This is a genomic window from Lacrimispora brassicae (genome assembly GCF_054772055.1).
Window position 1 is genome coordinate 289,102 of record NZ_BRYH01000006.1, and the last position, 26,048, is coordinate 315,149.

Below are 26,048 nucleotides of genomic sequence, written 5' to 3' on the forward strand. Positions count from 1 at the left end.
GATGAACAACAAATGTATGGAACGTTTATTTAACGGTATTGTAAAAGAAAACCCGACCTTTATCCTGATGCTTGGCATGTGCCCGACTCTGGCTGTTACCACGTCAGCGGTGAACGGTGTGGGCATGGGGCTTTCCACTACCGTGGTGCTTTTATTTTCCAATATGCTTATTTCTGCCCTTCGTAAGATTATCCCGGACAGGGTGAGGATCCCGGCTTATATCGTTGTCGTTGCGACCCTGGTTACCATCGTGCAGCTTCTGTTAGAGGCCTATGTACCCAGCCTGTATTCTGCACTGGGCATTTATATCCCCCTGATCGTGGTAAACTGTATTATTTTAGGCCGCGCGGAATCCTATGCTTCCAAAAACGGCGTGATGGAATCTACCTTTGACGGAATCGGTATGGGCCTTGGCTTTACCATAGCCCTTACCTGCATCGGTCTTGTCCGTGAGCTGTTAGGCTCCGGCGCCGTGTTCGGATACACCATTATTCCGGAAGATTTCCATATTGCTATTTTTGTTCTTGCTCCGGGCGCGTTCTTTGTGCTGTCTATCTTAACGGCTCTTCAGAATAAGTTTAAGGCGCCTTCTGCAACCAACGGCTCTGCTCCTAAGTCTGAATTAGCATGCGGCGGCAACTGCACTTCCTGTACCGGTTCCTCCTGCATGTCCAATCATGAGGTTATTCAGGCCAGAAAGAAGCAGATGGAAGAGGAGACCCTGGCAGCAAAGAAGGCACAGGCAGCAAAAAAGGAAGCAGAAGCAAAAGCGGCAGCTTCCAGGAAAGATGAATAGGAGGATGGATAGATGAAAGAATTGTTATTGATTGCCATTGGTTCCGCATTGGTCAACAACGTAGTGCTCAGCCAGTTTCTCGGCCTTTGTCCATTCCTTGGAGTTTCCAAAAATGTGAAGACCTCTGCCGGCATGGGCGCAGCCGTTATTTTCGTAATTACCATTGCAGCATTTGCTACCAGCGTGATTTACAAGGGAGTCCTGGTAGGACTTCATCTGGAGTTTTTGCAGACCATCGTATTCATCCTGGTTATTGCGGCCCTGGTGCAGTTTGTAGAAATGTTTTTAAAGAAATCCATGCCTGCTCTTTATGAGGCGCTGGGAGTATATCTTCCTTTGATCACCACCAACTGTGCGGTTTTGGGCGTAGCCTTAACCAACGTGCAGAAGAGTTTTAACATTCTGGAAAGTGTTGTCAACGGTGTGGGTATTTCCGTAGGCTTTACCATTGCCATTGTTATGCTGGCGGGTGTCCGTGAGAGAATCGAATACAATGACGTTCCCCATTCTTTTAAGGGGTCCCCAATTGTCCTGATTACCTCCGGCCTGATGGCAATCGCATTTTTCGGATTTTCCGGATTAATTAAATAAGGAGGAGACGAAAGCATGGTAACAGGTATTCTATTAGCGGCAGCCATTGTGGGCGTCATCGGTATTTTAATCGGTGTGTTCCTTGGAATTGCCAGCGAAAAGTTTAAAGTAGAAGTAGATGAAAAAGAGATTCTTGTCCGTAACGAGCTTCCGGGAAATAACTGCGGCGGCTGCGGATACGCAGGCTGTGATGCCCTGGCTAAGGCCATTGCCTTAGGCCAGGCAGATGTTGGTGCCTGTCCCGTAGGCGGTGCGGCAGTAGCGGAACGGATTGGCGAAATCATGGGAGTTGCGGCCGGTACCGCGGAAAAGAAGATTGCATTTGTTAAATGCAAAGGCACCTGTGATAAGACAAGGGTCAAGTACAATTATTACGGAATTGACGACTGCCGGATGATCTCTGCGGTTCCCGGTTCAGGAGGAAAAGCCTGCGTTTATGGATGTATGGGGTACGGCTCCTGTGTGAAAGCCTGCGAATTTGACGCCATCCACGTGACAGACGGAGTGGCAGTGGTGGATAAGGAGAAGTGCGTAGCCTGCGGCAAATGTGTTTCTGCCTGTCCCAACAACCTGATCGACTTAGTTCCCTATAAGGCAAAGCATCTGGTTCAGTGCAATTCTCATGACAGGGGCAAGGACGTGAAGGCGAAATGTGATGTTGGCTGTATCGCTTGTATGCTGTGTACAAAGCAGTGTGAATTCGACGCCATTCACATGGATAATAATGTTGCGGTAATTGATTATGAAAAATGTACCAACTGCGGAAAATGCGCAGCAAAATGTCCTGTAAAGGTAATTCAGTAAACGAAAAAAGTGTCCGGTCTTTTTCAAAAAGACCGGACACTTTTTTCCTTAAAATACTGCCTGTCTTCAATGCGGCATGGGATACCGGCTGCCGCAGCTTCTGACATCAGATTTCAAAATTAAAATATTTTACCGTATTGTTATAGGAAATCCCCTCAATGATTTCTTTCAGGGCCTCCTGGTCATCTGGATACTCTCCGTTTTCCACCCATCCGCCGATGAGTTCACAAAGGATCCTGCGGAAGTATTCGTGTCTTGTATAGGATAAGAAGCTTCTGGAATCCGTAAGCATTCCAATGAAGTTTCCAAGGCATCCTAAGTTTGCCAGAGAGGTCATCTGTTCCGTCATGCCGGTCTTGTGATCGTTGAACCACCATGCGGAGCCCTGCTGGATCTTACCTGGGAACTTACTCTGGAAGCAGCCCAGAATGGTGCCGATGGAAGCATTGTCATTGGGATTTAAGGAGTAGATGATGGTCTTCGGTATCTCGTCGGTTGCACTTAATGCGTTTAAGAAATCAGCCATCTGTGCAGAAGGAGCGTAGTTGTTGATACAGTCAAAACCAGTGTCAGGACCTACCTTTTCAAACATCATGGCGTTGTTGTCACGCTTGCAGCCATAATGAAGCTGCATCACCCAGCCCATGCGGTTGTATTCCTTTGCAGCGAACACCATGAAGGCGGTCTTGTATTTCAACTCATCCTCCTTTGAAATGGTTTTGCAGTCAAGTCCCTTTGCAAAGATTGCATCAAGCTCCGCCTCATCGGCAGGGGCATACATGACATATTCAAGAGCATGGTCGGATACGCTGCAGCCCTGGCTTCCGAAAAATTCCATCCGGTTCTTTAAGGCTGTCTTTAAGGAAGCGAAATCCTTAATTTCCACGCCGCTTGCAGCAGATAATTTTGTCATATAGGCGGCAAAATCCGGCTTTTCAATGCTCATGGCCTTGTCAGGTCTCCAGGCGGGAAGGACTTTTGTTTCAAAGGTGGAGTCAGCGGCAATTTTCTGATGCCATTCCAGGGTATCGGCAGGATCGTCAGTGGTGCAGATCAGCTTGACATTGGACTGTCTGATGAGATTGCGCACACTCATGGAATCCTCATGAAGCTTTTCATTGCATAAATTCCATACCTCTTCCGCGGTATTGCCGTTTAAATGGCCGGTAAAGCCGAAATATCTCTGAAGTTCTAAGTGGCTCCAGTGATAGAGAGGATTGCCGATCAGCTTTGGCAGGGTCTCCGCCCACTTCTGGAATTTTTCACGGTCGGAAGCATCTCCGGTAATGTATCTTTCATCAACGCCGCAGGAGCGCATTTGACGCCATTTGTAATGGTCGCCCCCCAGCCATACCTGGGTGATGGTATCAAACTTACGGTCTTCGTAGATCTCCTGGGGATTGATATGGCAGTGATAATCTACGATGGGCATATTTTCCCCATAGGTGTGAAAAAGAGCTTTGGCTGAGTCGGTAGACAGTAAAAAGTCTTTGTCCATAAACTGTTTCATGTTAGAGAGTCCTCCTTGAATATGTGAAATTAGAAATTAGTAGTACCTCGTTTTATCAGTTCCGGGGTGATGGTGGTCTTCATTGGTACGTTACCCACCTCCAGCACCTTCATCAGGGTGTTTACAGTGGTGGTGCAAAGAGCCTCCACCTTGTTGTCCACGGAAGTGATTTCAGGAGTCGTGCACCTGGACAGGATGGAGTTGTTGTATCCGATGATGCTTAAATCCTGAGGGATCTTAAGCCCTGCCTTGTCTGCATATTTTACGGCTCCAACAGCCAGAATATCTTCAGAAGCCAGCACCGCATCAAAATGGACTCCGGAGCGGGAGAGCGTTTCCAACCGTTCCATGGCGGCATCTAAGTCCTTGCGGCAGAGCACCATTAGCTCTTCCCGGATCATAAAGCCCGCATCTTCTACGGCAGCCCGGTAGCCGGAAATCTTGCGTAAATTGCTGAAGGAACCTCCGGAATAGAGGTAAAGCACCGAGGAACGGCCGGAGTGGTAAAGCCGCAAGGTGGCATCGTAAACCGCGGCGTGGTCGTCACAAACCGTGCTGTAGATCTGTTCCCCGTTAAGACTTCCGTTGACCAGCATAAGGGGAAGATCCTTTGCCGCTTCTAAAAGATAGGCATTGTCCTTTGGCTTTGCTTCTATATAATGGGAACCGGTCAGTATGATGGCATCCACCCTCTTAGAGCGCAAAAGCTCCAGATATTTCTTTTTTGTTTCCGGAAGATAGCCGGTGCAGCAGAGGAGGGAATCATAACCGTTGCCTCTTAAGTCCTTTTCCAGATAATAGATGGCTTCCGCCAGCCATGGGTCGGAAGAATCTGCGCACATGATCCCGATAGTCTTCATCGTATTTAATCCCAGGCTTCTGGCAAATACATTAGGAGTATAGCCCAGCTCTTCCATAACGTCCAGAACCCGCTTTCTGGTCTTTTCGCTGACATTGGGATTCCCGTTGATGACACGGGAGACGGTGGCAATCGATACGTGAGCATGTTCGGAAACATCATAGATATTCAAAAACATCACCTCCGTAATTGTAAGTATTTACATACCCAATTTATTATACATAATTATGATAGATATTACAATCCCTGATTTATGGTTTTCAAAAAATATCCGAAAGAATCCCAGGTATTTTGTAAATGCTTACAAATGTTTCGTATATGCGAAATTCATCTTGCTTTTTTTTTGCTTTCAGGAGTATACTAGGACATAGAAATGGAGGCAAAACCATGAAACTAAACAGAACGACCCAAAGAACCGTGGAGATTTTAAAAATGATCTCCAGAACGCCCGAGGGGGCCACTTTAGATGATCTCTGCGAAAAGCTGGACCTGCCAAAGACCAGCGCCTATGATATCGTGACCACTCTTGCTGAAATGGGCATGGTGAATGTGACAAGGGGACAGAAGCAAAAATTTACCATAGGCTTAATGGCCTACCGTATCGGTGTTAATTATACCAATAATCTGGATTTTATCGGGATCATTGAGCCGTTGCTCAAAGCATTTTCAAAGGAAGTGGGGAAAACAGTCTTTTTTGGAATTCCGTCGGACCATCATGTGGTATACATATGTAAGTTCGAACCGGAGAACCCTATTATTACCACGGCCACCGTTGGTTCCAAAAATCCCATGTACTGCACCTCCCTTGGAAAGGTGATTCTTGCATACAGCGGTGAGGAGGCCAGAGAGCAGATCATCAGCCGGCTGAAATTCACCCAGTTCACGGAACGGACCATTAAAAACAGAGGACAGCTTCTGGAAGAGCTGAAAAAGGTCCGGGAAAGAGGCTATGCTTTTGATGCCAGGGAGATGGAGGAGCATATGCAGTGCGTGGGAGCGCCGGTTTTTGACCGGGATGGCAATGTGCTGGGGGCCATCAGCATCTCCAGCCTCTATAAGCCTTCTGATGATTATGAGGCTCTTGGAAACCTGGTTTCCCAAAAGGGCATGGAGGTTTCCCGTTTGTTAGGCTTTCTTGGAAAAATATAAGGAATACCTGTTGACAAAACGGCTGGAAACGATTAATATTTCAGGTATAGGAATCGTAAATATGAAATCAATTCGTATATGCGAAAATAAAGAAGGAGAGAAGAAGGATGATGAAAAAAGAACAGGTTTTATTAAAGATGAAAAAAGACTGTCTGGTTGCTGTTGTTCGGGCAAAGGACTTTGAGCAGGGCGAAAAGGTAGTTGACGCCATCATTGCAGGCGGCATTAATTTCATTGAAATCACTATGACTATGGATGAAGGAAATCCAATTGAATTCATCGCAAAAATGTCTGAAAAATATAGTAAAAATGCAGATGTGGTTATTGGAGCAGGAACTGTTCTTGATCCGGAAACAGCAAGAGCTGCAATCCTTGCAGGAGCCAATTACGTAGTAAGCCCCGGCTTAAACGTTGAGACCATCAAGCTGTGCAACCGCTACAGAGTGCCTATGCTTCCGGGAGTTATGACACCTACCGAAGCAATTACAGCCCTGGAGTGCGGCTGTGACGTGATCAAGATCTTCCCAGGCAACATCATGGGACCGGAAGCGATCAGCTCCTTTAAAGGCCCCCTTCCTCAGGGTGATTTCATGCCATCCGGCGGCGTTGACGTTGACAACGTGGATAAGTGGATCAAGGCCGGAGCTTATGCCGTTGGTACGGGCAGCAGCTTAACAAAGGGTGCTAAAACCGGTGATTTTGCTGCAGTTACAGCAAAGGCAAAGGAATTCGTTGAGGCAGTAGCCGCAGCAAGGTAAATGGCGGCGAAGCCGGCAGAGAAGGCCCCCTGGGGGGCGCAAATAAGAAAAGCTCATAATAAAAAATAATAATAGAATCTTAGGGAGAAAATAGAAAATGGCAAAACTTGTGACCATGGGCGAGATTATGTTAAGATTATCTACCCCAAATAATGAAAAATTTATCCAGGCAGATGAGTTTGATGTAAACTACGGCGGCGGCGAGGCTAACGTAGCTGTTTCCCTGGCAAACTATGGACATGACGTTCAGTTCGTGACAGCAGTTCCCAAGAACCCAATCGGCGAGTGTGCAGTAGCAGCTTTAAGAAAATACAACGTAGGAACAAAACACATCGCAAGATGCGGAGAAAGACTTGGTATTTACTTTTTAGAGACAGGCTCCGCCATGAGAGCGTCTGCAGTTGTATATGACAGGGCTCATTCCTCCATTGCAACGGCAACCGCAGCAAATTTTGACTTTGATGAGATCTTTAAGGATGCAGAATGGTTCCATTTTACAGGAATCACACCTGCAGTAAGTGATGAGGCGGCAGAGCTGACTGAGGCAGCTTTAAAGGCAGCCAAGGCTCACGGCGTAACGGTTTCCGTTGACTTAAACTTCCGTAAGAAATTATGGTCTTCTGAGAAGGCTCAGAGGGTTATGACAAACTTAATGCAGTACGTTGACGTGTGCATCGGCAACGAAGAGGATGCAGAAAAGGTTCTTGGCTTTAAGCCGGGCAACACCGATGTAACTTCCGGCGAGCTGGAATTACAGGGATATGTAGATATCTTCAACCAGATGATCGATAAGTTTAACTTCAAATATGTGATCAGCTCCTTACGTGAGAGTTTTTCTGCTTCTGACAATGGCTGGTCTGCATGCATCATGGATGGCGCAACCCGTGAATTCTACCACTCCAAAAAGTACCGCGTTACCCCTATTGTTGACCGTGTAGGCGGCGGTGATTCCTTTGCAGCAGGCGTGATCTGCGGCCTGGTTGACGGCAAGGACTTTAAGGGCGCTTTGGAATATGCTGTTGCAGCTTCCGCATTAAAGCACACCATTCCCGGAGACTTTAACCTGGTAACCAGAGAAGACGTGGAAACTCTGGCAGGCGGCGACGGTTCAGGACGTGTTCAGAGATAATCAATAAGATAACGAGAGGGAGTCATTGGGCAATGACTCCCTTTTTGAAAATGATGGAGGAAAGTTCAAGATGAGTGACAGACCTTTTGATTTACTGAGCCTGGGGGAACTGCTGTTACGCCTGTCTCCGGCAGGAGTGGAACGGCTTGTCCGGGGAGATTCCTTTCAAAAGCAGGTAGGCGGTGCGGAATTAAACGTTGCCGTGGGCGCTGCTCTTTTAGGGCTTCATACCGGAGTGGTTACCCAGCTTCCGTTTAATGATATAGGAAATTTTGTAAAGAATAAAGTCCGTTCCTATGGGATCAGTGATGACTATTTTGTCTATGACAGCAGCTTAAGCGCAAGGCTTGGGCTTTATTATTATGAATACGGAGCATATCCGAGGAAGCCAAAGGTCATTTACGACAGAAAGAACAGTTCCTTTGTTCAGATCAGCACTTCTTCTTTCCCGGAGGAAATGTATCAGGCGACCACCTGTTTCCACACCACAGGAATTACCCTTGCTTTGTGTGAGAATACCAGGAAAACAGCTGTTGATATGATCAAAAAGTTCAAGGAGTCAGGAACCATTATTTCCTTTGATGTGAATTTCCGGGGCAATCTCTGGACAGGAGAGGAAGCCAGAGAAAGTATTGAACAGATTTTACCTTATGTGGATATTTTCTTCTGCTCCGAAGAAACGGCCAGACTGACCTTTAAGAAGGAGGGGACTGTTAAGGAGATGATGAAGAGCTTTACGGAAGAATATCCGATTTCCGTTGTGGCTTCCACACAAAGGATCGTCCACAGCCCCAAAAGCCATACCTTTGGCTCTGTGATTTACGATGCTTCCAGAAAGGAATATTACGAGGAAGAACCCTACCATAACATTGATGTTGTGGACCGGATCGGGAGCGGAGACGCTTATATTGCAGGTGCCCTTTATGGTCTGTTAAGCAGCGGAGGCGACTGTATGAATGCAGTCCGGTACGGCAATGCCACAGCGGCCTTAAAGAATACCATACCCGGAGATCTTCCCACCTCTGATTTAAGCGAGGTCAATACTGTTATAAAAGACCACAACGACAAAGGCCCTCAGAGCGAGATGAGCAGATAAAATAAAAAAACAATACCGGAAGATGAGGCAGGATTCCTTGAAATCCTGCCTCATTTTCCTGTTAAGCCTGTAAATGACAACTTGCAGCATCAAAATACAAACCTTACCTTTACTTAAACCTTTAAGTATAAAAAATCACCAATAATAAAATATTTTTAGAATATTTAATTTAAATATTGACAAATAAATAAAAAGGATATATAGTAAAAATGTACATTATAGTGTATATTTTTTTATGAATTTAATTTAAACGTTTAAGTAGACAATGTTTGGCTGATAGATATTAATATCAATCGGCAAAAATTTAAAAAAATCACTTAAACGTTTAAATAAAAAATATTATAATATTATTGGAGGGTTTATTATGAGAAGGAAGAAATTACTGGCATTGCTTCTGTCAACAGCCGTGGTTTACGGCGCATTAGCCGGCTGTGGCGGCAAGGGACAGGAAAAGCCGGAAGGAACTGTGGCAGGGACTACCGGGTCAACGGCAGGGGAAAGCAGTAAGACGGACTCCGCCGGAACAGGGAATAAGGTGACCATTGCGGTCTGGAATGAGCCTAATAAAGATGAGACCCTTAATATGTATGTCCAGGCCGAAAAGGCAACGGGCATTGATGTGGAAGTAACAGTGATCCCGGAAAGTGATTATTCTTCTAAACTGAACCAGATGGTCTCAACAGGGAACGATTCCGTGGATATCTATGTGATCTGGGAAAATGATATTTCCAACTTTGCCCAGGTGGACGGAATCATTCCCCTTGATGATTATCTGGCCAAATCCACCATTAAAACAGATGATTTTATTGATGCAGTAGCAAAGCTGTCTGAAGGCCTGGGCGGCACCTATGGTTTGCCATGGTGTGCAGCTACGGAGCTGCTGTATTACAACCAGGATATGTTTGATGCGGCAGGCATTGCCTACCCCGCCAATGACTGGTCTTACGCAGATTATAAAGCAGCAGCAGAGAAGCTTACCAAGAAGGCAGCCGACGGCACTACAGAGGTGTATGGCAGTACTCTTCCCAACACCCAGACCTGGTGGGCGGGTATCGGCGGAGCAGGAGATCAGGTTTTTGACCCGGCCAAGGGACAGATGGTGATCGGTGACGGTGCCGTTTCTTTTGTTTCTGATATGGCACAACTGGTTAAAAACGGCACCATGCCTGAACCTTCTTCCGATACGGCAGATCTTTTTGCAGCCGGAAAAGCGGCTATGAGCTGGCAGGGAAGCTGGAATATAGGAACTTACGGCGGCGGGCTTGCCTTTAACTGGGATATTGCCTCTATTCCCACAGATAAACTGAAATATAACACTTTACATACCGGCTTTTACAGCATCAATGCAAAGAGCAAGAATCAGGATGGGGCTTTTAAAGTAATCGAATACCTGATGAGCGAAGAAGGGCAGGCCATTAACTCAAAGGCAAGCGGAAATCCTTCTGCAATCAAATCCATAGCAGAAAAAGGCGCCTGGAAGGTGGAAGGTGTTACTACAATCGAAAACTGGGAGGCAATAACAGACTCCTTAAAAGCAGGGGTATTCGGATATACATGCTTACCCTCCGGCGTAACGAATAATGCCATCAGTGAATTCAATTCTGCGGTATTGGGACAGAAAACTCCGGAAGATGCGGTGAAGAATGCTTCTCAGTATGCAAAAGAGACGATTGGCTATTAAGATTAGCTGTTAAGCTGCAAAAAGGCCAGATATAATAAGCTCCACGGATACAAAAGCGGCCGCAGACCAGCCTGAAATGGAAGGGAAGCGGCCGCAAACAGAGATTATTTGAGCCTTAAGCGAAAGGACTGAGAATGCTATGAAAAATGAGAAAATAAAGCCGGTGAAAAAGAAACGGCTTAAGAATCATCTGACTGCATATGCTTTTTGTGCTCCATGGTTTATAGGATTTATATGTTTTACCTTATTTCCCATCGTCTTTATGTTTGCGGTCAGTTTGACAAACCGGAAATTAAACGGCATTTCAAATTTTGTGGGATTGGCAAATTACGTTAATATGCTTCAAAGCCCAACCTTTTGGAATTCCATAAAAGTGACCCTGTTTTTTACCGTTGTCATGATGGCAGTTACTACGGTATGGGCAGTGCTCATGGCAATGCTGCTGAATTATAAACAGAAGTTAAACGGTGTCTTCCAGTTTTGTTATTTTCTTCCTTCCGTGATTCCCACGGTTGCACTGGCGTATACGTTCCGTACCATATTCGGAAAAGAGGCAGGCCTTTTAAATGCGGTGATTTCACAATTAGCTGCAAAGAATGTTACGGTGAACTGGCTGTATGATAAGCGTACCATTTATCTTGCCGTGTTTTTTATTACCCTGTTCACATACAACACCGGGCAGATGATGCTGATCTTCCGGTCAGGCTTAAATGATGTTCCCCGGGAACTTTACGAAGCCTGTGACATTGACGGAGCAAGTCCCCTTAAGAAGTTTTTTGGCGTGACCCTTCCCATGATCTCCCCCATTGTGCTGTTTAATGCGGTCATGGGCTGCATCAGCGCGTTAAACGGTTCCTTTGCACTGCTATACCCTTTGACAGGGGAAAGCGGGGACCCCAACGGAATGACCCAGGTTCTGAGCCTTTTGATCTATAAGGAGGCCTTCAGCAATATGAAGGTAGGATATGCATGTGCACTGTCAGTGGTTCTGTTTATGATCGCCTGCTGCTTTGGTATCGGTATATTTGCAGTATCAAAGAAGCTGGTCTATTATGAAAATTAAGGAGGAGAGGTCATGAATTCAGCAAAAGCAAAGAAAAAAACAGGCAGGATCCTTATATTTATTCTTAAGATCCTTGTTGCTGTTATCATGTTTTCTCCGATTGTATGGGTATTTTCAGGGGCTTTTAAAAATTTGACGGAGTTTACCACCTCTTCTGACATCATCCCTGAGGCTGCGACACTGGAAAACTTTAAATATATCTTCTTTCATTCCAATTATTATTTATATGTACGGAATACCGTTCTTTTAATGGCAGGAACAACCTTGGGAACTTTAATATCTTCATCTCTTGTAGCTTATCCTCTTGCCAGAATGGAATTTCCCGGGAAGAAACTGATATTTTCCTTGATCGTGGGAACTATGATGATCCCCAATATTGCCCTGATCATTCCCCAGTACATTATGTTTGGGAAGATCGGCTGGCTGGATTCTCTTCTCCCCATGATCATTCCGTCATTTTTTGCCTATCCCTATAATGTTTTTCTGTTCCGGCAGTTTTTCCGGTCCATACCAAAGGAGCTGGATGAGGCGGCTACCATTGACGGCTGCAGCAAGCTGGGAGTGTTTTTCAAAGTGCTGCTGCCCCTGTCCAAATCCACCTTCATTACAATCGGTGTGCTGTCCAGTGTATTCTGGTGGAATGAGCTGACCCAGCCGGTGTTCTATATTAACAGCGATAAGTGGAGAACACTGACCATTGCATTAATGACCACATTTATGTATACTTCTGGTAATGCATTTGTCATTAACTGGCCGTCAATTATGGCAGCGTCTTCCCTTATGATTTTGCCCCCCATGCTTCTTTATCTGTTTGGTTCCAGATTCCTGGTGGAGGGAATTAAAACCTCCGGCTTAAAAGGATAGGCGGAAATGGATGCTGGTTTTTCATGGGCAAAATCCTGCCATAGGGCGATGGTTTCAAGGAACGGAAAAGACTAATAAAGAGGGAGTATATGTTACCATGACTTTAAAAGAGATTGCTTCTATGGCCGGCGTATCCGTAGCAACGGTGTCATATGTGCTTAATAATACGGCTCAGATAAGTGAAGAAACAAGGAAACGGGTGGAAAAGATCATAAAAGAAACAGGATACCGGTCCAATATCCTGGCAAAGAGTCTTCGGACAAATGAATCCTTTCTGATCGGTGTGATTGTTGAGGATATTACGGTTTGGCATACGGCCCATATTATTGACGGGATCAATGAAATTGCTGAAGCAAGAGGATACAATACCATATTAAATAATTTAAGGCTTCTCAGCAAAATAGAATCCCAGTTTGAACATATTTCAAATTATCAGAAGGATATTGACAAGGCGGTAGATGTTTTAATTGGAATGCAGGTGGATGGCATTATTTATGTGGGCATGCATGACCGCAAAATAAGCCATGTGCTTCATGATATAAAAAAGCCGGTGGTATACTGTTACTGCTATACGGATGGGGAAGGGTCTTCCGTCCGTTACAGTAACGAGAAAACGGTTTACCAGATGACACAGATGCTGATTGGCAACGGTCATAAAGAGTTTGGAGTGATCAACGGGCTTAAGGAATCGGAGCCTGCTGCCCTCAGGTTCAAAGGCTTTAAACGGGCCCTGGACGAGGCAGGAATAGAACTGAAGCCTGAAAATATTGTATGCGGAAACTGGAAGTACCGGGAAGGAAAGGATGCGGCCGGAAAGCTTCTTAATAAAAAAGACTTTCCCACTGCCATTGTGGCAATGAATGATGATATGGCAGTGGGGGTTTATGACGCTGCCAGAGAGCTTGGACTTAAAATTCCTGATGATATATCGGTGACAGGCTTTGACAATGCAGATATTGTCCAGTATGTGACCCCAAGGATCACCACAGTGGAAAGGCCTCTTCAGGAAATGGGATACCGTTCCATGGAACTGCTGCTTGAAAGCATTCATGGAACCAGCGTAGGAGATGTAAACATCACCCTTCCCTGTGCCCTGATAGAAGGCGAGTCGGTAAAAAACCGGAACGAAACTGCGGATTTATGAAAAAAATAAATGCTGAGTGAGGAAAAGACATGGATGCTGGTAAGTTGACAACCGCGGATTTAAAAGACATTAGGATTAATGATCCATTCTGGAACAGATACATCGATCTGGTGGATGATGTTATTTTACCATTCCAATGGGAGCTGATCAATGATCATGTGGAAGGAGCCGAAAAGAGCTATTGCATCAGAAATTTCCGAATTGCCTGCGGTGATGAAAAGGGAGAGCATAAGGGCATGGTATTCCAGGATACGGATGTTGCCAAATGGCTGGAAGCCGCCGCCTATTCCCTTGCCAAAAAGAAAAATCCAAAACTGGAAGCCACAGCCGACAGCACCATTGATCTGATTGCCAGAGCCCAGTGTGAAGACGGATATTTGAATACATTTTATACGATTACAGGGAAAGAGCGGTGGTCTGACCTGTTTGAAGGCCACGAGCTTTATACTGCGGGACATATGATCGAGGCGGCGGTGGCATATTATGAAGCTACGGGCAAGAAGAAATTTCTGGATGTGGTATGCAGGTTTGCGGACTACATGTGTCAGGTGTTTGGAAGGGAAGAGGGGAAAGTCCATGGCTACCCGGGGCATCCGGAAGTGGAGCTGGCCCTGGTAAAGCTTTACCGGGTCACAAAAATGAAAAAATATCTGGAACTGGCTGATTTTTTTATACGGGCAAGAGGAGAACGGCCTTGTTATTTTTTAAACGAAGATTGCATAAAAAACCAGAATTTCATTTTCCCGGAGTTTAGGGATTTTGACCTGGATTATAACCAGTCCCATATGCCTCTGAAAGAACAGGAAACAGCGGAAGGCCATGCAGTGCGGGCGGTTTACTTATACAGCGCCATGGCTGACCTGGCCTATGAATACCAGGATGAAGAATTGCTGAAACAGTGTGAAATCCTTTGGAACAATATTGTGGAAAAAAGGATGTATGTCACCGGAAGCATTGGATCCGCATCCTATGGGGAGAGATTTACAACGGATTACGATCTGCCTAACAATTCCAATTATTCTGAATCCTGTGCCACCGTAGGGCTTGCCATGTTTTCCAACCGGATGTTCCGGATCACAAAAGATGGAAAATATACGGATATAGTAGAAAAGGCATTATACAATACCCTTTTGGCGGGAATTGCTCTGGATGGAAAGCATTTCTTCTATGTCAATCCCTTAGAGGTGGTTCCTGAGATAGCAGAGAAAAATCCGACCCTGCGCCATGTTAAAACCACAAGGCAGCTTTGGTTCGGCGTAGCCTGCTGTCCGCCTAATATTGCAAGGACCCTTGCTTCCCTTGGCAATTATATGTATGCCGCCGGCCAGAATACAGTTTACGTGAACTTATTTATCGGCAGCAGCATTGAAACCGGTCTGTCCTCCGGACGTGTGGGCCTTGCCCTCAGTTCCGATTATCCGGTAAAGGGCGATGTGGCATTGGAGGTCACTCCGGAAACAGACGGACAGGAGTTTACCATAGGGATCCGGAAGCCTTCCTACTCTGGCAGTGCAGAGGTAAGAGTAAACGGTGTGAAGGAAGCTATTTGCCTGGAAAAGGGGTACATATATCTGACCCGTAAATGGAAAGCAGGAGATAAAATCACAGTGGTTTTTGATGTTTCTTTCCGCTTTGTAAGATGTAATCCCAGGGTACGTGACAACATCGGAAAGGTCTGCCTGATGAAGGGACCTATGGTGTATTGCCTGGAGGAAGCTGATAACGGCAAGTATCTGGCATCAGACATCATTGACAGCTCGGTAAAGCCAAAGGAAGAGTTTGACGAATCATTGCTTGGCGGAACCCTGTGTGCCGGACTGGAAGGCATGCGCATTGACTATTCCAGGGCAGGAGATACCCTTTATGAGGAAGACCGGCCTTCCTATGTAAAAGACTGGTTTAAAGCCATTCCTTATTGCTGCTGGAATAACAGGGGCAAGGGGGAAATGCTTGTCTGGATCCGTGAAAAGTAAAACTGGAGCAATAGAAAAAGAAGACCCGGCCAGATCATCTGGCCGGATCTTCTTTTTCTTGGAACGATCCTCTAATTTCCGCATTCAATGCTGATTTCATTGAACTTCTCTAAAATATGCTCCACATCAATGCTGGACTTTTTTTCTCCTGTCTGATCGATGATGGCATTTCCCTGATGCATCATCAGCAGGCGGTTTCCGTATTCCACGGCATAGCGGAGATTATGGGTGACCATGATGGTGGTCAGATGCTTTTCTTTTACAATCTTGTCTGTCAGCTCCATAATGATCTCAGCAGTTTTTGGATCCAGGGCGGCCGTGTGTTCATCTAAGATCAGGAACTCAATGGGAGTCATGGTTGACATGAGAAGGGCCATGGCCTGCCTCTGGCCGCCGGAAAGAACACCCACCTTTACATGGAGCTTATCCTCCAAGCCAAGGCCCAGGAAACGAAGCTGTTCCCTGTAGTAGGAGATCCGCTGCTTGTTGGTTCCTGGAAGAAGGTTAAAGGGCTTTCCCTTGGCATCAGCCAGAGCCATATTTTCAAGGATGGTCATATTGGGGCATGTGCCCATGGCCGGGTTCTGGTAGACCCTTCCGATGCGGCGCTGGCGCTTATACTCCGGCATACCGGTGATATCAACGCCGCTGATCCGGATGGAACCGCTGTCTAAAGAAATGCTTCCGCAGATGATATTTAACAGGGATGTTTTTCCGGAGCCGTTGCTCCCTACCACAGATACGAATTGCCGGTCTTTAATGGTGAGATTAAAGTCCTGAAACAGGCACATTTCATTGACTGTTCCCTGATTATAATATTTATTGATGTTTTGAAGTTCAAGCATGATGTTTCACCTTCTTTTCCCTGCCGTTGCTGAGCACCAGTATGACCAGGAACAGCACTGACGTTATCATCTTTAAGTCTGATGCTTCCATACCAAGATAAATGGCAATTGACACGCAGGCCTTATAAAGAATGGAGCCGATGATGACTGCGGTGGTGGATTTTACAAACCCCATCCGTTTAAACAGGTTTGTGCCGATGATAACATTGGCAAGACCGATCACAATGGTACCGGTTCCCATACTGATTTCAAAAAAGCCTTTCTGTTGGCAGTATACGGAACCGGCCAGGGCGGCCAGACCGTTTGCGATGGCCAGGCCGATGACCTTTACCATGCCTTTGTCCTTGGCCAGGGAGGTGACAAGAGTCTCATTGTCACCTACGGCCCTTAATAAATAGCCGGAACGGGTCTTTAAATACTGGTCAAGCAAAAGCTTGACGGCCAACACGATGACAGCCAATATAAGTACAACGCTGATATCTGCAAGTTTTCCGGGAAACAGGCCGTTTACAAAGCTGTTTTCAAAAATGGAATCATTATTAAAAAACGGAACATTGGACTTTCCGGCTACCCGCAAGTTCACAGAATAGAGGGCAGTCATGACAATGATACCTGACAGAAGATCACGTACCTTTAATTTTACATGGATAAAGCCGGTGATGCATCCGGCCAGTGCGCCGATGGCAAAAGCGATAAAAAGCGTTGCCACCGGGTTGATTCCGGCCAGGATCAGGGTAACGGTGATTGCGCCTCCCAAAGGGAAGGTTCCATCCACGGAAAGATCTGGAAAATCCAAAATCTTATAGGTGATGTATACGCCCAGGGCCATAATGGCATAGACCAGGCCTTCTTCCAAAACGCCAAGTATGATTGACATGGTTTAACTTCCTCCAAATATATTCCTTTTGCATAACTTTCTTAGTGATGCTAAGCATAGTGCGGCTGAGCTTAGAAATTAGCCGTTCCACGAGCCTGCAGGCGTATGGGATTTTCTTTAAGTTATCGGGTGATATCTGTAAAAATTTCAGCGGCGGAGCCGGTAAGCTCTGACGGCAGGGTGATTCCCAGATTCTCAGCAACCTTTGAGTTACCGTAAAATGCGGCTTCCTTGATGATTTCAAAGTTTATTTCGCTTGCTTTTGCTTCGCCCTTTAATACCTTTGCAGCCATTTTTCCGGTCTGCTTGCCTAAGTCCACATAATCAAGGCCAATGGAAGCCAGACAGCCGATTTTTACCTGCTCAACTTCGCTGCCGAATACGGGGATGTTCTTCTTTCCTGCCTTATCAAGGATCAGTGGAAGAGAGCTTACTACGGTATTGTCCGTTAAATTGTTTAAGCAGTCAACCTTCTCTAAAATGCTGTCGGTTGCCAGAGGAATGTCGGCAGTTGCTGTAACAGGGCCTTCTACGATTTCAAAGCCGTAGGAGGCTGCAGCGGCCTTGTATTCCTTGATCGCTGTTTCTGAGTTCACTTCACTGGTGCTGTAGAGGATGCCGATGGTCTTGGCATCGGGAAGGATCTTGCGGATCATTTCCAACTGTTTTTCCACCGGAAGTTTGTCGCTGGTTCCGGTGATTTCTCCTGCAGGAGTCCCGTCTTCCTTTGCAAGGGCTGCGGCTACGGGATCCGTTACTGCCGTAAAGATTACGGGAATATCGGCTTTCTTTGCTCCGCTGTAGGCAGCCTGAGCCATTGGGGTTGCGATGGCGCAGATCAGATTCGCTTTTTTGGAAAGGAAGTTGTTTACGATCTGGCTTGCGGTACCTCCGTCAGCCTGGGCATTTTCATACATGACCGTTAAGTTTTTTCCTTCCTCGATCCCTTCTTCTGCAAGGCCCAGCAAAAAGCCTTCCCGGCAGTTGTCAAGGGAGCCGTGTTCCGCAAACTGGCCGATGCCGATGGTATAGGATTTGCCGTCTTTGGTGGTTTCACTCTTTGACTGATCCGCAGAACTTTCTGCTTCTGCACTGGAAGAGGTCTGGGAGGTGGAATTGTTATCAGCAGGTTTTTCAGGGGCTGCCTTGGAAGAACAGCCGGAGAGTGCGGCAGCCGCCAGGGCTGCAAGTAACAGAGTCTTAATTGATTTTTTCATAATATTTCCTCCTTAAAATGGTTTTTCGTTGACAGAACGAGTAAGTGGGCAAATTTCCTGATAAAATAAAAAAAAGTCCCAAGTACGCTAAAAAACGTACTTGAGACGAATTATACAATCCGCGGTGCCACTCAAATTGACTTTGCAAAAGTCCACTTTTCATATACTAACATATATGCCACGGGAAATAACGGTTGTGGTCTCCGTCAGCCCCTACTGAAACAATGGTTCGGGGCCGCCCTCAAAAGTCCATTCAGCGATCAGCTTTATACCGCACTCCCACCAACGGCGGCTCTCTGAAATATTGCCTGTAACGCTTACTCTTCTTTTTCAACGGTTTATTATTATTTCATTTAATCAGTATATTAATACGTCTGTATGGATTTGTCAACTGTTAATTTGAAAAAGCCAGAAATTTCCCGCCTGCCTGAAAGGAGTGGCAGCCGGTTTCCGCTCAATGCCTTTCTGTTGTTTTTCGCTTTCCCTGGGTTACAATGGGAGCAGGAGATGTTAGAAACTGCTTTGATTGGCTGAAACTGGAGAACCTGAATTATTTTATTATGATTTTGGAGAAGAACAAGATGGAAAACTAAAAATAAAAATATTAAAAAACAGTGGGCTTATGAGAGTGAATTGTGATAAACTATAAGTAATATTTAATATTGGAGGTCTATCCATGAAACGGTTATTGATCGTAGTAGACATGCAAAAGGATTTTATTGACGGCTCCCTGGGAACCCTTGAGGCGGTGTCCATTGTTTCTAAAGTAAAAAGAAAAATAGAGGAATATCAGGAAGCAGAAGATGAGGTGATCTTCACCCTGGATACCCACGAGGAAAATTATCTGGATTCTCAGGAGGGGAAAAAGCTTCCGGTGGTTCACTGCATCAGGGGAACCGCCGGCTGGGAACTTGATGAGTCCCTAAAAGAATTTCAGGGGAAACGTTTTGAAAAAAACACCTTTGGAAGTGCATCGCTTGGAGAGTATGTGAAGGAAAAAGAGTATGAATCCATTGAACTGGTGGGCTTATGTACGGACATCTGCGTGATTTCCAATGCCCTGCTGGTCAAAGCCTTTCTTCCGGAGACTCCGGTGCTGGTGGACTCTTCCTGCTGTGCCGGTGTGACTTTAAAGAGCCATGAGAATGCGCTGGAGGCCATGAAGATGTGCCAGATTCAGGTGTTGTAAAAGTTTTTACACATATTACCATAATAAAAAATGCCGGGATGAACTCAGGTTCTCCCAGCATTTTTTCAGTCATAAAATGATGACCGGTCCATTTCATTTCATCAATCTCTCCAGATCCTGATAAAATCCCGGATACGAAATATTCACGCATTCTGCACCCAAGATCTCGGTTTCCCCTTCTGCGCACAGCCCGGTCACAGCAAAGGTCATAGCGATCCGGTGATCCAGTCTGCTGTCTATGACAGCGCCGTGGAGAGGCTTTCCTCCTCTGATGATCATGCCATCTTCCGTTTCTGAAACATCGGCTCCCATGGCGGATAAGTTCTTTACCATGACTTCAATGCGGTTGGATTCCTTTACCTTTAATTCCGCCGCATCCTTAATAATGGTTTCCCCTTCTGCAAAGCATGCCATGGCAGCGATCATGGGAAGCTCGTCGATGAGGGTGGGAATGATGGCTCCTCCGATGGTAACGCCGTGGAGAGGACCGGATTTCACCAGAATATCCCCAGTAGGTTCCCCGGAATCCGTATTCACATCCAAAAGGGTGATATCAGCTCCCATTTCCTGGCATACATGAATGATCCCGTCCCGTGTAGGATTGATGCCCACTTGCTTTATCAGTATTTCCGAGCCTGGGACCATCAGGCCTGCAGCAATAAAGTAAGCCGCAGAAGAGATATCCCCCGGAACAAGGATTTTATTGCCGTAGAGTTCTTTTGCAGGACCAATGCAGGCGGTGGTTCCTTCTGTTTTCACATTGGCTCCAAAGTACTTCAGCATGATTTCAGAATGGTTTCTGGATACATAGGGCTCCGTTACTCTTGTTTCCCCTTCTGCGTACAGTCCGGCTAAAAGGATGCAGGATTTTATCTGGGCAGAGGCCACGGGGCTGGTATAATGGATGCCGTGAAGCTTTTTGCCGGTAATGGAAAGAGGGGCACAGCCATTTTCCTTTGCGCTCTTTATATCGGCCCCCATCATGGACAAGGGCTCCATAATGCGCTTCATGGGACGTTTCTGAATGGATTCGTCTCCAGTTATGGTTACGTCAAAATCCTGGGCAGCCAGAAGGCCGGAGATCAGGCGGGTGGTGGTTCCGCTGTTTCCGCAGTCTAAAATGGTTTCCGGTCTTTTTAAGCCCCGGAGCCCGTGTCCATGAACAATGACGGTGTCATGGCTGTTTTCAATCTGAATTCCCATTTTCCGGAAACAGTCAATGGTGGAAAGACAGTCGGCCCCTTGAAGAAAGTGGCTGATTTCTGTGGTTCCCTTTGCAATGGAACCAAACATCACGCTGCGGTGAGAGATGGATTTGTCACCTGGTATGGTTATTTCACCCTTTAAAGGGGAGGCTTTTTTGAATTTCATAAGGACCCTCTCTTTTAATTTGAAATTAAATCGTAGTGGTACCGTTCTAGCTGTTTCCATGCGTTGTCCATGGTCTCTTTGTCATAAAACGCAATCCTTAAGGTTCCCTCTCCGTGCTCCCGGTTGTGGTTAATGCCGATGTTCTTGATGCTGATGCCTTTCGCGGCCAGGATGACGGATAAAGTGGAGATAGCACCTACCTCGTCAGACATGTCCACCGTAAAGGAATAATCCGGGGCAATGGATCCTGGAACCTTTTCCGAAAAGGAGCTGCGGTAATTCCTGGAGGTTTCAAAAAGCTGGTAAATATATTGGTTGTCATTATCCTTAAGCTCATGGAGAATCTGGCTTAAGGAGGAGATATACCGTTCCAGGATCACGGAAAGATTCCCGCTGTTAGTCATGCAGATCTGTTCCCACATTTCCGGCGAGGAGGAGGCAATTCTTGTAATGTCTTTAAAGCCTCCGGCAGCAAGCCGTTTCATAATTCCTTCTTCATTATCGGAAGCCTTTACAAGGTTTACCAGGCTGGAAGCTATGATATGGGGCAGATGGCTGATTGTGGCGGTGATAAAATCATGTTCATGATAATCAAGGACAAGGGGAATGGAGCCGATCATGTTTGCGATCCGCACCAGACGGTTTACCTGTTCCTCTGTGGAAGCAGCGGTGGGGGTGATGATATAGTAGGCATTTTCAAGCAGATGGTCGGTGGAATTCTCATACCCGGTCTTTTCCGAACCGGCCATGGGGTGCCCTCCTACAAACTGGCTTTCCAGACACAGGCGGCTTACCTCTTGGTGGATATCCGCCTTGGTGCTGCCTACATCGGTGATGATTGCTCCCGGCTTTAAAAAGGGCTGGATTTCCGACAGATACTTTGCATTGTACTCCACAGGAGTACAGAGAAAGATAAGATCGCATTCCCGAAGCTCTTCCCCGATTCCATCCAGGATGACATCTACGATTCCTTCTTCTTTTGCCTGTAAAAGCCTGGAACGGGTGCGCATGTAGGCCATAATTTTTGTATTGGGTTCTTCACGCTTGATCCCTCTGGCAATAGAGCCGCCGATGAGACCAAGCCCGATAAAGGCAATGGAGGCATCACTCATGCAGATGTCCTCCCCGCAAGCTTGGCGTAAGGCTGTAATTCTTTTGTCAGCTTTTCGAATTGCTCAAAGGTCAGGGACTGAGGACCATCGGACAGGGCGCAGGATGGACATGGATGAACCTCCACGATCAGTCCGTCGGCGCCTACTGCTATGGCAGCCTTGGAAATGGGTTCAATATACGCCCGTACTCCGGTGGCGTGGCTTGGATCAATAATAATAGGAAGGTGGCTCTTTGAGCGGATAACCGGTACTGCGCTGATATCCAGGGTGTTTCTGGTAGCAGTCTCGTATGTACGGATGCCGCGTTCGCAAAGCACGATATTAGGGTTTCCTTCGGAAGCAATGTATTCCGCCGCGTTCAGCCATTCATCGATGGTAGCAGAGAGACCTCTCTTTAACAGGACAGGAATGCCTGCCTTTCCAGCTTCTTTTAAAAGCTCGAAATTCTGCATATTCCTTGCGCCGACCTGGATCATGTCCACATATTTTACGGCTGTTTCAAGGGCCCGCAGGCTTGTGATCTCGCAGACGATGTTAAGCCCGGTGGCTTCCCTGGCTTCCTTCATGTATTTCAGCCCTTCTTCTTCCAGGCCCTGGAATGCGTAAGGGGAAGTTCTGGGCTTATAGGCTCCGCCCCGAAGGAACTGGGCACCGGCTTTTTTTACAGCAAAAGCAGTTTCCAGGACCATATCGTGATTTTCAATGGCACAGGGTCCGGCCATCATGGTGAGGTACCCGGGACCGATTTTTGCGTTTCCAATGGTTATAACAGAATCTTCGGGATGAAATTTTTTATTTACCAGCTTGTAGGTTTCCGTTACGGCAACGATCTTATCAACGCCTTCCAGCATTTCGATGTTTGCACCCTGGAGCTTTGTCTTATCGCCTACAACGCCGACGATGGTCACTTCCGTCCCTTTTGATAAATGGGCCTGAAGTCCGTTTGATTCGATTAAGTCTTTTATTTTACCAACAGCTTCCTCGGAAGCATTAGGTTTCATAATGATGATCATATGTTTATTTCCCTTTCTTTTGCAAATATTTAATCCCCATTGTAATCCATTGAAGGGGACTTGTCAACGCTTTTACACGTTAAACTTTGACACTTTAACGTAAATTACTGCCAGAAAAGGATTTCCGGCATACTTTACACAGCAAAACAGTGGAATATTTGAAATCATTGTGTTAGAATATTTAGCATAACAGCAGAAGCAATAGCATATCCGCGAGTAATCGACCTCCGGCCGGGCAGCGAGTCGCTGCCGGGATTTTCATGGTATGGGAAAAGGCCGTAATCTGCTGCGAGGTACGTCCGCACATTGCATGTGCTTACGCCTGCGGCTTGTACATCTTCGCATCTTACGGCATCATGTTTGTATTGCTTCTGTTGTTTTTAAGGAGAATCAGGAAGAATTTCAGAAAATTACTGGTATGGAGGAGCCGATGTATCAGACAGATTTGTGGAAGTATTGCACATGGGAATATTGCAGGGACATGCTGTTATCTTTCCGGCTTCTGGGGAATACCAGATGGCCGGACCAGAAGGTAATGGCATGTCTTTATGGGTTCAGCAACCATACGGAAGGCCATTATCACACCGTCCATATTCCGAAGAAAGACGGAAGGTCCCGGAGGCTGCTGGTTCCGGATTATATGCTCAGGAGAATACAGAGGAACATCCTGCACCACATCCTGGACGGTTATAAGGTCTCCGGCTGTGCCACAGCCTACCGCAAAGGCGTAGGAGTGGTATCCAATGCCATGGTCCATACGGGAAAGAATGTAGTGGTGAAGCTGGATATAAAAGATTTTTTCGGGAGTATTTCATTTCCCATGGTACGAAATAACGCTTTTTCTGTCCGGTATTTTCCTCCGACAGTAGGAACCATGCTGACTGCCTTATGCTGCTGCAACGATTTTCTGCCTCAGGGGGCTCCCACTTCGCCTGCAATCTCCAACCTGGTTATGAAGCATTTTGATGAATCCATAAACAAATGGTGCGGGAACAAAGGCATCTCCTATACCAGATACTGCGATGATATGACCTTTTCCGGTGACTTCCCCCCGGGCCTGGTTATCAGAAAGGTCTCCGGCTTTTTAAATGCCATGGGCTTTGAACTGAATGAGACGAAGACCAGGATTTTGTACCGCAACGGGAGGCAGGCGGTCACGGGGATCGTGGTCAATGAAAAACCACAGGTTTCCAAAGATTACAGAAGGAAACTGCGGCAGGAGATTTATTACTGCCTGAAATATGGGGCAGGGTCCCATTTGGAGAGGACGGGAAGTGATGGACCGTTCCAGGAGAATCAGTATTTTCTTTCTCTTTTGGGAAGAATACAGTATGTCCTTTTGGTGAATCCTGAGGATCAGTGGTTTCGCGAAGCGGAGGAGAAGGTTTTGGCTGTACTTGGGAGGAAAGCAGAATAATGGATGCAAATAAAAATATAACCTTATTGATTGCGGACGATGAAGCGGCCATCCGCAACGGGCTGTCTACGGTTGTGCCCTGGGAGCAGTTTGGCATAACCATCGTGGGAACCGCAGAGGATGGCAGGGAGGCTTATGATATTATAAAGTCCTGCAATCCGGACATTGTCATTACGGATATCCGCATGCCGGGCATGGATGGACTGCAGCTTATGGAACGGGTAAAAAATGAAAAGCTGCAGACCAATTTCATTATTTTAAGCGGGTATGGGGATTTTAAATATGCACAAAAGGCCATTCAGCTTGGTGCTAAGAATTATTTCCTCAAGCCCATTAAGATTGATGAACTGGTGGCGGAGATCAGGCAGCAGAAAGAGGAGATCCTCCAATCCAACCATATTCATTCTTATTCCGCCTATTTAAATGTCAAGTCCGAGCCAAAGGAGAAATTTTTAAAGAGGCTGCTGAAGAACGAGTTTTATTCCTATGAAGAGATAGGGGATGAAATCAGGAGGCTGGAGCTTAAGCTAAATGACAGACCTTTCCGGGTCATGGTTTTTTCCATTGAGGGGAAAGAGGATGGGGAACAGGAGGATGAGTTCCAGCAGATCAATTATCTCATGGATATTGTGAGCGAAGAGCTTCAGGAAACCAGATATGAATTTCTGATTTCAAGCTCCAGCGAGCTTTTGACCATTATCCATACCCTGCACCCAGGAGATCTGCCGGTGAATTACCGTTTCCTTGCGGCCCGGTGCTTAAAACGGGTGAACCGGGATTCCACCATGGACTTAACTGTGGGAATCGGTAAGGAAGGAGCCGCACTTACAGACTGCTCCACCTCCTATAAGACTGCTCTCATGTGCCTGTCCTACAGCTTTTATGAGACAGAACAGAAGATCTTTGATGAGAGCATCCTGTGTACCACGCCGCCTCCTGCAGCAGCAAATCAGATGGATTATAATAATCTGATGTATTCTATTACCATGAATCAGACGGAGAAAATACGAAAATTCTGCCGGGAATATTTTTCCCAGCTTTTTTATGTACCCATGCCGCCGCCTAACTATATCCGTGGAATGTGTATTTATCTTATAACGGACATTCAGAAGGAACTGGGAAACGGGAAGGAATTTTCCCAGGCCGAGGTCATCCTTCCCATTAATACCATACGGACCTTTGAAGAGCTGAAGGCCTATATGGAAGATTTTTTGGTAGAGTGTGCCGGAAAGCAGGGATCCGGAGACAAGGGATCCAGGAACCAGATCATTCAGGCAGCGGAATATTACATCAAATCCCATATGGGAGAAAAGATTCTGGCAAAGGATGTGGCAAGACACGTAAACTTAAGTGATGTTTATTTTACCAGCTATTTTAAATTAAAGACGGGAATCAATTTCAGGGATTATGTGATCCGGATCAAAATGGAGCATGCCAAGGGCCTTATGGAGCGGATGCCGGATATGCCGGTGGCAGAAGTGGCTGCGGCAATCGGCTACGACGACTACCGTTCCTTCTACCGGGTATTCAAGCAGTATACGGGTGTCACTCCTTCTGATTACAACAGAAACAGCGGAAAAACACTGTAAT

Annotated in this window: 23 protein-coding genes and 1 other annotated feature; of the genes, 15 read left to right on the plus strand and 8 right to left on the minus strand. The window is 46.2% G+C overall.

Features of this window, described 5'->3' with window-relative positions:
- The first annotated feature begins 1 nt into the window (after window position 1).
- From rsxE to ACYVD3_RS04445, 3 genes are read left to right on the plus strand one after another with little or no spacing between them, the layout of a single operon-like run.
- Complete coding sequence (gene rsxE / locus ACYVD3_RS04435) at window positions 2-796, plus strand: electron transport complex subunit RsxE (RefSeq protein ID WP_460641296.1); 795 nt, start codon at window positions 2-4, stop codon at window positions 794-796.
- A 12-nt stretch (window positions 797-808) separates the two neighbouring features.
- A complete protein-coding gene (gene rsxA / locus ACYVD3_RS04440; protein WP_460641297.1) occupies window positions 809-1,387 on the plus strand; it encodes an electron transport complex subunit RsxA in 579 nt (192 codons plus the stop codon).
- A gap of 15 nt (window positions 1,388-1,402) precedes the next feature.
- Complete coding sequence (locus tag ACYVD3_RS04445; RefSeq protein WP_460641298.1) at window positions 1,403-2,191, plus strand: RnfABCDGE type electron transport complex subunit B; 789 nt, start codon at window positions 1,403-1,405, stop codon at window positions 2,189-2,191.
- Between the two features lie 106 nt (window positions 2,192-2,297).
- On the opposite strand, the gene uxaC is transcribed toward ACYVD3_RS04445, so the two are convergent.
- On the minus strand, window positions 2,298-3,701 hold the full coding sequence (uxaC, locus tag ACYVD3_RS04450) for a glucuronate isomerase (RefSeq protein WP_460641299.1): 1,404 nt from the start codon (window positions 3,699-3,701) through the stop codon (window positions 2,298-2,300).
- Between the two features lie 29 nt (window positions 3,702-3,730).
- On the minus strand, window positions 3,731-4,732 hold the full coding sequence (locus ACYVD3_RS04455) for a LacI family DNA-binding transcriptional regulator (protein ID WP_460641300.1): 1,002 nt from the start codon (window positions 4,730-4,732) through the stop codon (window positions 3,731-3,733).
- Window positions 4,733-4,947: 215 nt separating this feature from the next.
- On the opposite strand from ACYVD3_RS04455, the gene ACYVD3_RS04460 reads away from it, so the two are divergent.
- From ACYVD3_RS04460 to ACYVD3_RS04500, 9 genes are all read left to right on the plus strand, one after another.
- A complete protein-coding gene (locus ACYVD3_RS04460) occupies window positions 4,948-5,709 on the plus strand; it encodes an IclR family transcriptional regulator (RefSeq protein WP_460641301.1) in 762 nt (253 codons plus the stop codon).
- A gap of 110 nt (window positions 5,710-5,819) precedes the next feature.
- Window positions 5,820-6,467 (plus strand): bifunctional 2-keto-4-hydroxyglutarate aldolase/2-keto-3-deoxy-6-phosphogluconate aldolase, encoded by a 648-nt coding sequence (locus ACYVD3_RS04465; protein ID WP_460641379.1) that lies wholly within the window; start codon window positions 5,820-5,822, stop codon window positions 6,465-6,467.
- Window positions 6,468-6,564: 97 nt separating this feature from the next.
- Window positions 6,565-7,596 (plus strand): PfkB family carbohydrate kinase, encoded by a 1,032-nt coding sequence (locus ACYVD3_RS04470; RefSeq protein WP_460641302.1) that lies wholly within the window; start codon window positions 6,565-6,567, stop codon window positions 7,594-7,596.
- Between the two features lie 70 nt (window positions 7,597-7,666).
- A complete protein-coding gene (locus ACYVD3_RS04475) occupies window positions 7,667-8,692 on the plus strand; it encodes a sugar kinase (RefSeq protein WP_460641303.1) in 1,026 nt (341 codons plus the stop codon).
- Window positions 8,693-9,056: 364 nt separating this feature from the next.
- The gene (locus ACYVD3_RS04480; RefSeq protein ID WP_460641304.1) at window positions 9,057-10,373 is read left to right on the plus strand and encodes an ABC transporter substrate-binding protein; all 1,317 of its coding nucleotides are present in this window, start codon (window positions 9,057-9,059) and stop codon (window positions 10,371-10,373) included.
- A gap of 139 nt (window positions 10,374-10,512) precedes the next feature.
- A complete protein-coding gene (locus ACYVD3_RS04485; RefSeq protein WP_460641305.1) occupies window positions 10,513-11,436 on the plus strand; it encodes a carbohydrate ABC transporter permease in 924 nt (307 codons plus the stop codon).
- Between the two features lie 12 nt (window positions 11,437-11,448).
- Window positions 11,449-12,300, plus strand: a complete 852-nt coding sequence (locus ACYVD3_RS04490) for a carbohydrate ABC transporter permease (RefSeq protein WP_460641306.1) — start codon at window positions 11,449-11,451, stop codon at window positions 12,298-12,300.
- 10 nt (window positions 12,301-12,310) lie between these two features.
- Window positions 12,311-13,444, plus strand: a complete 1,134-nt coding sequence (locus ACYVD3_RS04495) for a LacI family DNA-binding transcriptional regulator (RefSeq protein ID WP_460641307.1) — start codon at window positions 12,311-12,313, stop codon at window positions 13,442-13,444.
- A 29-nt stretch (window positions 13,445-13,473) separates the two neighbouring features.
- A complete protein-coding gene (locus ACYVD3_RS04500) occupies window positions 13,474-15,417 on the plus strand; it encodes a glycoside hydrolase family 127 protein (RefSeq protein WP_460641308.1) in 1,944 nt (647 codons plus the stop codon).
- A gap of 71 nt (window positions 15,418-15,488) precedes the next feature.
- On the opposite strand, the gene ACYVD3_RS04505 is transcribed toward ACYVD3_RS04500, so the two are convergent.
- The 3 genes from ACYVD3_RS04505 to ACYVD3_RS04515 form a co-directional block, all read right to left on the minus strand.
- Window positions 15,489-16,262: an ABC transporter ATP-binding protein gene (locus ACYVD3_RS04505; RefSeq protein ID WP_460641309.1), complete on the minus strand. Its 774-nt coding sequence runs from the start codon at window positions 16,260-16,262 to the stop codon at window positions 15,489-15,491.
- The gene (locus ACYVD3_RS04510; RefSeq protein WP_460641310.1) at window positions 16,255-17,139 is read right to left on the minus strand and encodes an ABC transporter permease; all 885 of its coding nucleotides are present in this window, start codon (window positions 17,137-17,139) and stop codon (window positions 16,255-16,257) included. Before ACYVD3_RS04510 ends, ACYVD3_RS04505 begins: the two co-directional genes overlap by 8 nt.
- A 122-nt stretch (window positions 17,140-17,261) precedes the next feature.
- On the minus strand, window positions 17,262-18,356 hold the full coding sequence (locus tag ACYVD3_RS04515; protein WP_460641311.1) for an ABC transporter substrate-binding protein: 1,095 nt from the start codon (window positions 18,354-18,356) through the stop codon (window positions 17,262-17,264).
- Between the two features lie 98 nt (window positions 18,357-18,454).
- Window positions 18,455-18,699: a binding site (T-box leader), on the minus strand.
- A gap of 333 nt (window positions 18,700-19,032) precedes the next feature.
- Between ACYVD3_RS04515 and ACYVD3_RS04520 the strand changes: the two genes are divergently transcribed.
- Window positions 19,033-19,545 carry a cysteine hydrolase family protein gene (locus tag ACYVD3_RS04520; RefSeq protein WP_460641312.1) on the plus strand — a complete coding sequence of 171 codons (513 nt, stop codon included), beginning with the start codon at window positions 19,033-19,035 and terminating at the stop codon, window positions 19,543-19,545.
- Window positions 19,546-19,638: 93 nt separating this feature from the next.
- Here the strand turns inward: ACYVD3_RS04520 and aroA are convergent, their stop codons facing one another.
- Genes aroA through aroF form a run of 3 tightly spaced genes read right to left on the minus strand, consistent with a single transcriptional unit; the run spans window position 19,639 to window position 23,041 of the window.
- Entirely contained in the window at window positions 19,639-20,916 is a 1,278-nt protein-coding gene (aroA, locus tag ACYVD3_RS04525; protein ID WP_460641313.1) for a 3-phosphoshikimate 1-carboxyvinyltransferase, read from the minus strand.
- A gap of 14 nt (window positions 20,917-20,930) precedes the next feature.
- Window positions 20,931-22,028 (minus strand): prephenate dehydrogenase/arogenate dehydrogenase family protein, encoded by a 1,098-nt coding sequence (locus ACYVD3_RS04530; RefSeq protein WP_460641314.1) that lies wholly within the window; start codon window positions 22,026-22,028, stop codon window positions 20,931-20,933.
- Window positions 22,025-23,041: a 3-deoxy-7-phosphoheptulonate synthase gene (gene aroF, locus ACYVD3_RS04535; RefSeq protein WP_460641315.1), complete on the minus strand. Its 1,017-nt coding sequence runs from the start codon at window positions 23,039-23,041 to the stop codon at window positions 22,025-22,027. Before aroF ends, ACYVD3_RS04530 begins: the two co-directional genes overlap by 4 nt.
- Before the next feature lie 430 nt (window positions 23,042-23,471).
- On the opposite strand from aroF, the gene ACYVD3_RS04540 reads away from it, so the two are divergent.
- Entirely contained in the window at window positions 23,472-24,458 is a 987-nt protein-coding gene (locus ACYVD3_RS04540; RefSeq protein WP_460641316.1) for a reverse transcriptase family protein, read from the plus strand.
- Window positions 24,458-26,047 carry a response regulator gene (locus ACYVD3_RS04545; protein WP_460641317.1) on the plus strand — a complete coding sequence of 530 codons (1,590 nt, stop codon included), beginning with the start codon at window positions 24,458-24,460 and terminating at the stop codon, window positions 26,045-26,047. The genes ACYVD3_RS04540 and ACYVD3_RS04545 overlap by 1 nt, the downstream gene beginning before the upstream one ends.
- The last annotated feature ends 1 nt before the right edge of the window (window position 26,048 follow it).

What these genes read in the sequence shown, in the direction of transcription:
- rsxE (WP_460641296.1), top strand. Translation starts at nt 2, where the DNA reads ATGAACAACAAATGTATGGAACGTTTATTTAACGGTATTGTAAAAGAA.
- rsxA (WP_460641297.1), top strand. Translation starts at nt 809, where the DNA reads ATGAAAGAATTGTTATTGATTGCCATTGGTTCCGCATTGGTCAACAAC.
- ACYVD3_RS04445 (WP_460641298.1), top strand. Translation starts at nt 1,403, where the DNA reads ATGGTAACAGGTATTCTATTAGCGGCAGCCATTGTGGGCGTCATCGGT.
- uxaC (WP_460641299.1), bottom strand. Translation starts at nt 3,701, where the DNA reads ATGAAACAGTTTATGGACAAAGACTTTTTACTGTCTACCGACTCAGCC.
- ACYVD3_RS04460 (WP_460641301.1), top strand. Translation starts at nt 4,948, where the DNA reads ATGAAACTAAACAGAACGACCCAAAGAACCGTGGAGATTTTAAAAATG.
- ACYVD3_RS04465 (WP_460641379.1), top strand. Translation starts at nt 5,820, where the DNA reads ATGAAAAAAGAACAGGTTTTATTAAAGATGAAAAAAGACTGTCTGGTT.
- ACYVD3_RS04470 (WP_460641302.1), top strand. Translation starts at nt 6,565, where the DNA reads ATGGCAAAACTTGTGACCATGGGCGAGATTATGTTAAGATTATCTACC.
- ACYVD3_RS04475 (WP_460641303.1), top strand. Translation starts at nt 7,667, where the DNA reads ATGAGTGACAGACCTTTTGATTTACTGAGCCTGGGGGAACTGCTGTTA.
- ACYVD3_RS04480 (WP_460641304.1), top strand. Translation starts at nt 9,057, where the DNA reads ATGAGAAGGAAGAAATTACTGGCATTGCTTCTGTCAACAGCCGTGGTT.
- ACYVD3_RS04485 (WP_460641305.1), top strand. Translation starts at nt 10,513, where the DNA reads ATGAAAAATGAGAAAATAAAGCCGGTGAAAAAGAAACGGCTTAAGAAT.
- ACYVD3_RS04490 (WP_460641306.1), top strand. Translation starts at nt 11,449, where the DNA reads ATGAATTCAGCAAAAGCAAAGAAAAAAACAGGCAGGATCCTTATATTT.
- ACYVD3_RS04495 (WP_460641307.1), top strand. Translation starts at nt 12,311, where the DNA reads ATGCTGGTTTTTCATGGGCAAAATCCTGCCATAGGGCGATGGTTTCAA.
- ACYVD3_RS04500 (WP_460641308.1), top strand. Translation starts at nt 13,474, where the DNA reads ATGGATGCTGGTAAGTTGACAACCGCGGATTTAAAAGACATTAGGATT.
- ACYVD3_RS04505 (WP_460641309.1), bottom strand. Translation starts at nt 16,262, where the DNA reads ATGCTTGAACTTCAAAACATCAATAAATATTATAATCAGGGAACAGTC.
- ACYVD3_RS04510 (WP_460641310.1), bottom strand. Translation starts at nt 17,139, where the DNA reads ATGTCAATCATACTTGGCGTTTTGGAAGAAGGCCTGGTCTATGCCATT.
- ACYVD3_RS04515 (WP_460641311.1), bottom strand. Translation starts at nt 18,356, where the DNA reads ATGAAAAAATCAATTAAGACTCTGTTACTTGCAGCCCTGGCGGCTGCC.
- ACYVD3_RS04520 (WP_460641312.1), top strand. Translation starts at nt 19,033, where the DNA reads ATGAAACGGTTATTGATCGTAGTAGACATGCAAAAGGATTTTATTGAC.
- aroA (WP_460641313.1), bottom strand. Translation starts at nt 20,916, where the DNA reads ATGAAATTCAAAAAAGCCTCCCCTTTAAAGGGTGAAATAACCATACCA.
- ACYVD3_RS04530 (WP_460641314.1), bottom strand. Translation starts at nt 22,028, where the DNA reads ATGAGTGATGCCTCCATTGCCTTTATCGGGCTTGGTCTCATCGGCGGC.
- aroF (WP_460641315.1), bottom strand. Translation starts at nt 23,041, where the DNA reads ATGATCATCATTATGAAACCTAATGCTTCCGAGGAAGCTGTTGGTAAA.
- ACYVD3_RS04540 (WP_460641316.1), top strand. Translation starts at nt 23,472, where the DNA reads ATGTATCAGACAGATTTGTGGAAGTATTGCACATGGGAATATTGCAGG.
- ACYVD3_RS04545 (WP_460641317.1), top strand. Translation starts at nt 24,458, where the DNA reads ATGGATGCAAATAAAAATATAACCTTATTGATTGCGGACGATGAAGCG.